6 protein-coding genes and 1 pseudogene are annotated in these 5,387 nt (G+C 75.5%); 4 read left to right on the top strand and 3 right to left on the bottom strand.

What is annotated here, in order from left to right; genetic code table 11:
- Together C1A33_RS36785 and C1A33_RS19460 are read left to right on the top strand one after the other, a co-directional pair.
- Positions 1–331 (top strand): annotated as a pseudogene (locus C1A33_RS36785) (hypothetical protein); the annotation flags it as partial.
- Between the two features lie 206 nt (positions 332–537).
- Positions 538–978, top strand: a complete 441-nt coding sequence (locus tag C1A33_RS19460; RefSeq protein WP_341477243.1) for an ester cyclase — start codon at positions 538–540, stop codon at positions 976–978.
- Positions 979–1,004: 26 nt separating this feature from the next.
- Here C1A33_RS19460 and C1A33_RS19455 read toward each other — a convergent pair whose 3' ends face one another.
- The 3 genes from C1A33_RS19455 to C1A33_RS19445 all read right to left on the bottom strand — a co-directional run bounded on the left by C1A33_RS19455 (position 1,005) and on the right by C1A33_RS19445 (position 3,823).
- Complete coding sequence (locus C1A33_RS19455; protein ID WP_101832878.1) at positions 1,005–1,709, bottom strand: response regulator transcription factor; 705 nt, start codon at positions 1,707–1,709, stop codon at positions 1,005–1,007.
- Positions 1,706–3,265, bottom strand: a complete 1,560-nt coding sequence (locus tag C1A33_RS19450) for a sensor histidine kinase (RefSeq protein ID WP_101832881.1) — start codon at positions 3,263–3,265, stop codon at positions 1,706–1,708. Before C1A33_RS19450 ends, C1A33_RS19455 begins: the two co-directional genes overlap by 4 nt.
- A 102-nt stretch (positions 3,266–3,367) precedes the next feature.
- A complete protein-coding gene (locus tag C1A33_RS19445; RefSeq protein ID WP_101832877.1) occupies positions 3,368–3,823 on the bottom strand; it encodes a hypothetical protein in 456 nt (151 codons plus the stop codon).
- A 223-nt stretch (positions 3,824–4,046) separates the two neighbouring features.
- On the opposite strand from C1A33_RS19445, the gene C1A33_RS19440 reads away from it, so the two are divergent.
- Both C1A33_RS19440 and C1A33_RS19435 read left to right on the top strand, forming a co-directional pair.
- Positions 4,047–4,463, top strand: coding sequence for a hypothetical protein (locus tag C1A33_RS19440; protein WP_101832876.1), 417 nt, complete (start codon positions 4,047–4,049; stop codon positions 4,461–4,463).
- On the top strand, positions 4,460–5,176 hold the full coding sequence (locus C1A33_RS19435; protein WP_243407731.1) for a class F sortase: 717 nt from the start codon (positions 4,460–4,462) through the stop codon (positions 5,174–5,176). The genes C1A33_RS19440 and C1A33_RS19435 overlap by 4 nt, the downstream gene beginning before the upstream one ends.
- Positions 5,177–5,387 lie beyond the last annotated feature (211 nt).

The following is a 5,387-nucleotide window of genomic DNA, read 5'->3' as shown; positions in this document are numbered from 1 at the left end:
CCCCGACCCCGCTGCCGTCCCCGCGCAGACCGCCGTGCCCAAGCAGACCGTCGTCCCCGAGCAGACCGGCGGCGCCGTCCTGCCCGAGCGGAGCGCGGCCGTTCCCGAGCGGGCCGCCGCACCAGACGCCACGCCGTCGGCTCCCGCGCAGGCGGGTCCCGCCCTGCCGGCCGCGGAGGCCGCCCCACTCCCGGCCGCGACCACGGCCGGGCCGGCGGCGGCGATCGCGCGCAGCCGGCGGCTCGCGATGACGGTTGGCATCTTCAACCTGCTCTGGGTCGCCGTCACCGTGCTGATGATCGTCCGTCCGGGGTCGACCACAGGCGTCTAGCCCGCGTGTGCAGGTGTGATCTTCACGGCCACCGTCGCGAGAACGTGTCACTCGACGTGCCCACCCCGGCGTGCCCACATGATCACACGTCGAGACATGACGTGATCTGACCCGCCTCGCGAGTACGCGGATTCGGCGGCGGCGCCGGATCGTGCGATGGGAGGATCTGGGCGCGGGCGCTCGGTCAGGCGCCAGCAGGCGATGCGATGCGAGGGCGAGGGCGGGAGGCCCGGGTGGGCGAGGCGCTGGACACGGTCAAGCAGGCGCTCGACGCCTTCGACGCGGGCGACCAGGACGCCGTCCTCGCGTTGCTGGACGAGAACCTCGTCGTCGAGGCGCCCGGCGGAGTGCGGGTCGAGGGGCGTGACGCCGGCGCCGGCTACAGCGCGGCGTTCCTGGCCGCGTTCGGCGACATCGACGTCGACACCCACGTCCTCGCCGAGCAGGGCGAGCTCGTCGTCGAGGAGTACACCCTGGCCGCGACGCACACCGGCCCGCTGCGCGACCCCGACGGCACCGAGCATCCCCCGACCGGGCGGCGCATCACCCTGCGGGTCGTCGAGGTCTACCGGGTCGAGCGCGGCCGGATCACCGAGAACCGCCTCTACTATGACCAGACCCGCCTGAGGGCCCAGCTGGCCGGCTGATCGCTGGCCGCCGTGGAACCGGATGATCAGACGGTGCCCGGGGGCGGGCTGACATCGGGTGGCTGGGCGGGCTCGAGGCGGTAGCCCATGCCACGTACGGTGACGATCCGGCCGGCGCCCAGTTTGCGGCGCAGGTAGCCGACGTAGACGTCGACGATGTTGCTGCCGGGGTCGAAGTCGTAGCCCCAGACGGCGGACAGCAGCTGCTCGCGGGCGAGCACCTGGCCGGGATGACGCAGGAACGTCTCGGTCAGGACGAACTCCCGCGCGGTGAGGTCGATGATCCGGTCGCCGACGCGAGCCTGGCGGGTGCGCAGGTCGAGGGCGAGATCGCCCCGGCGCAGCACGGTCGGGTCGCCGTCGGACCGTTCCGGGCGCAGCCGCAGTCGGATCCGGGCCAGCAGCTCCTCGAACCGGAACGGCTTGCTCATGTAGTCGTCGGCCCCGCCCTCCAGGGCGGCGACCGTGTCACGCACGCCGTCGCGGGCGGTGAGCATCACCACGGGGAGCCGCGAGCCGGCGGCACGCAGCTGGCGCAGCACGGTGAAGCCGTCGAGGTCCGGCAGTCCGATGTCGAGAAGGAGCAGGTCGACGTCCCCGGAGAGGGCGACCCGCAGCGCCGACTGGCCGTCGTCCACGCAGGTCGGCACGAAGCCGTGGGCGCGCAGCCCCTTCGCCACGAACGAGGCGATCCGGTGCTCGTCCTCGGCGATCAGCACCCGGTTCGTCAACCCGGCGTCCCCTCTGCTCCGCCGCGCGGACGCCCGCCCGCCGCGTCATGGTGCCCCCGGCCGGCGGTCCCGGGGCCGACGAGCTCGACGCGTCCAGGCTCGTGGACGGGAGTGCTCTGCTCGACCAGGCTCAGTTCGAGGGTGAAGGTCGCGCCCGCGCCGGGCTCGCCGCTGACCCGGACGGTGCCGCCGTGCGCGGTCGCGATCGCCCGCACGATCGCGAGACCGAGCCCCGCGCCCCCGCCCGCTGGCGACGGCGGCCTGGCGGAGGCGCCACGGGCGAAACGCTCGAAGATGCGAGCCCGGTCCGCCGGCGACACCCCGGGGCCGGAGTCGGCCACCCAGAAGCGCGCGGCGCGGTCGTCGGCGGCCGAGCCGATCGCGATCGTGTCACCGGTCCGGGTGTGCTCGGCCGCGTTCTGCGCGAGCTGCAGCAACGCCTGGGTGAGCCGCTGCCGGTCGGCGAGCACCCGGCCGTCCCCGACCGCCGCCAGCCGCCATCCGCGCGGGGCCAGCGCCCGCGTCTTCACGAACAGGTCCGTGGTGAAGCCGGCGAGGTCCACCGGCTCGCGGCGCAGGAAGTCGGGCTGCTCCGCCTTCGCGAGCACCAGCAGGTCGTCGACCATCCGGCTCATCCGGTCGAGCTCGTCCAGGACGAGGGCGACGGTCTCGGCCCGGTCGTCCGGATCGTCGCCGAGCAGTTCCAGATGCCCGCGGATGATGGTGATCGGGGTGCGCAGCTCGTGGCCGGCGTCGTCGACGAAGGCGCGCTGGGTCTCGAAGGCCTGCTCGAGGCGATGCAGCATGCCGTTGAACGTCCGCGTGAGCTCCGTGATCTCGTCCCGGCCACCCCACCCGCGGCCGATCGGGATGCGCCGGGACAGATCCGTCTCCGTGATCGTCTGGGCGGTCCGGCGGACCATCCGCACCGGGGCGAGCACCCGCCCGGCGACCATCCAGCCGGCCGCGCCGGCGACGGCCAGCGCGCCGAACCCGACGATGCCGAGCACCCTGGCCACCTCGTCCACCTCGGCGCGCTCGCGGTCGACGAACACGGCCGACACGAAGACGCCCCGCTCCGAGTGGCCCCGCACGCTGACGGGGACCGCGACGTAGCGCACGTCGCCGGCCGAGGTGCCTACCCGACCGTAGTGCGGCTGGCCGCCCGCCACCGACGACACGAACGCCGCGGTCGCGGCCCGGTCCGTGTCCAGCCGGTAGGGCGGCGTCTCGGCGCTGCGGTACGCCGGCACGCCGTCGACGAGCGCGAGCATCGTCTGGTTGCGGTCCGGGATGGCCCGTTCGAGATGCGCCTTCAGCAGGGCGCGCACGTCGGGGAACTGCGAACGCCTGGTGGCCGGGTCGACGCTCTTGTCGACGAACCGGCGCAGCTCGCTGACCTCCTTGGCCAGGCCCTGGTCCACCCGTTCGTCGACACGCGCCATCAGCACCTGGCGGGCCGCCAGCACGGAGCCGCCCAGCGCCAGCGCCACGAGCAGCAGCTGCCAGCCGAGGATGCGCAGCCGCGCCGAGCCCGCCACCACGCGGATCCGCATCACGCCGCTTCCCAGCCCGCGGGCCCGCGGCCGCCCGGGCAGCACGCGTTCCAGCGTCGCGAGGAAGCCGAAGCCACGGATGAGAACACCATGAGAAGCCTCTCATCCGACGGCCGCGGGAGCCGGAGCGCCGCCGGGCGCCGCCGCCATCGCGGTCGGCTGGACCGTGGGCGGGACCGGCAGCGCGCGGACGGGCACCGGCGTCGCCGCCCGCGCCGCGGAGGCCCTCGTACCGTCGGCCCGCGCGAGCACCTGCGGCGGGAGCTGGCCCGGGCGCCTCCTGCCGGGCACCGGCGACAGCGTCCCGGTCAGCGGCGCGGAGGTGGCGGTGGACGCCGACGCCGGCGTGGACACGGCGCTGGGCGCCAGGATCGGCCCGCCCAGGTCCGGCGGGCGTGGTGTGCCCGAGACGGACCCCACTCCGGCGGCCATGCCGGCGACGACCGCGGCCAGGCCCAGCGCGGCGAGGCCGATCCCCCAGATTCCGGTCCGAGCCGCCACCTCCGGCGCCGCCGCGGCGCCCGTGGCAGAGCCCGACGTATCCGGCTGATCCGCCATGCGGGTCATCTTAGGCCAGCCCGGCGGCACCCCCCGGCCGTCACGTCGACGCGCGGACAGCGCCGGGCGGATGAGAGGGCTCTCATCGTCATCTCATTCAGCGCCCATCCGGCGTGGACAGGCTCGATGCGGGCCGGGCAGGCGAACCGGCCGGTGACCATCGGCATCCGGTCGGCCCGTACGTGGCTCTGGATGCCGCCGACAGAATCGAGGTAACCCGGTGATGAGCACTCCCAGCCGCCCGGCCCGAGCCGGCCAGAGGCTGCGCAGGTCCGCGCTCGGGGTGACGCTGGCCGGCGTCATCGCCGTCGGGGTGGCGCTGCCCGCGACGGCCGCCAGTGCCGCGACGCCCGCGCCCGCGCCGGGCCTGCCCGCGACCGCCGGCGCCGCGGCGCCGGCGCCGGGCCTGGCCACGGCCACCCCCCGCCCGCGGCCGCCGCGGGCCGACGGGAAGCCGGGCCAGGGACGTGCCCTTCCGGTCCAGCCCCAGGGTGGTGTCGACACCGGCGCCGGCGGCACCCAGCCGGACACGCATTCCGGCACCGAGGCGGCTGTCCCGCTCGCGGCCGGCGGCGCGGGACTCGGCGTACTCGCCGGCTTCGGCCTGTGGCGGCGACGTCGCGCGGGTGCGCTCGGGTGACGAGCGATCCGACGGCCGCCGGCGGCGACGCCGGCGGCCGGACGCCCCGGCCGGGTCACGACCCGCGGCGGTGGTCCGGCCGGCGCCGGTCGGCTGTCGGGGCGGTGCTGGCGGCCGTCCTCGTGCTGGCTGCGGTGACGGTCACCGGCTGCGGCTCGGGACAGCCGGCCACGACCGGCGGGAACCCGCGCGGGACGCCGCCGGCGGAGGTGGGCGCCGTGACGTCAGGTGCCGCGGCGCCGGGCACGACACCAGGCGCCGAGGCGGGCACGGTGGCGGATCCGGTGCGGCTGCGAGTGCCGGACCTCGCCGTCATGGCGCCGGTCGTGGCGCTGCAGCTGGACGCGGCGGGGACACTGATCCCCCCGGCCGGGTTCGACGAGGTCGGCTGGAACCAGGCGGGCCCAGAGCCGGGCGACGACGGCGTGGCCGTGATCGCCGGGCATGTCGACTCCAGGACCGGCCCGGCGGTCTTCTACCGGCTGCGCGGCCTGCGGGCCGGCGCCACGGTGTTCGTCGACCGACGGGACGGCACGACCGCGACCTTCGTCGTCGACCGGCTGGCCGAGTACGCGAAGGCAGACTTCCCGGACCAGGAGGTCTACCACTCCGGCAGCGGCGCGCAGCTCCGTCTGATCACCTGCGGTGGCACCTTCGACCACAGGTCCGGCCATTACGTCGACAACGTCGTCGTCTTCGCCCATCTCGGCTGAGGTCCATCCGCCGGCGGCGCATCCGCACGGGTCGGCGTTCGCGCGCTGATCGTTGTGGACATACTGCCCATCGGGACCCGGTGAACGGAGACGGACAGGACGAACGGGTCCGGGTGCGGCGGAAGGCGGGACATGCGGTTCGACGACGAGCAGGTGGATGCGTCCGAGCTGGACGACCAGCGCGGCGGCGGCGGGGGGCTCGGCCGGGGGA

This window comes from Frankia canadensis (assembly GCF_900197875.1).
GTDB lineage: Bacteria > Actinomycetota > Actinomycetes > Frankiales > Frankiaceae > Frankia > Frankia canadensis.
The sequence above is the reverse complement of the archived record's forward strand: the minus strand, read 5'-3'. Positions and strand labels throughout refer to the sequence as shown.

Excerpts from the sequence above, each read along its gene's own strand:
- C1A33_RS19460 (WP_341477243.1), top strand. The coding sequence starts at position 538 with ATGCGAGGGCGAGGGCGGGAGGCCCGGGTGGGCGAGGCGCTGGACACG.
- C1A33_RS19450 (WP_101832881.1), bottom strand. The coding sequence starts at position 3,265 with ATGCGGATCCGCGTGGTGGCGGGCTCGGCGCGGCTGCGCATCCTCGGC.
- C1A33_RS19445 (WP_101832877.1), bottom strand. The coding sequence starts at position 3,823 with ATGGCGGATCAGCCGGATACGTCGGGCTCTGCCACGGGCGCCGCGGCG.
- C1A33_RS19440 (WP_101832876.1), top strand. The coding sequence starts at position 4,047 with ATGAGCACTCCCAGCCGCCCGGCCCGAGCCGGCCAGAGGCTGCGCAGG.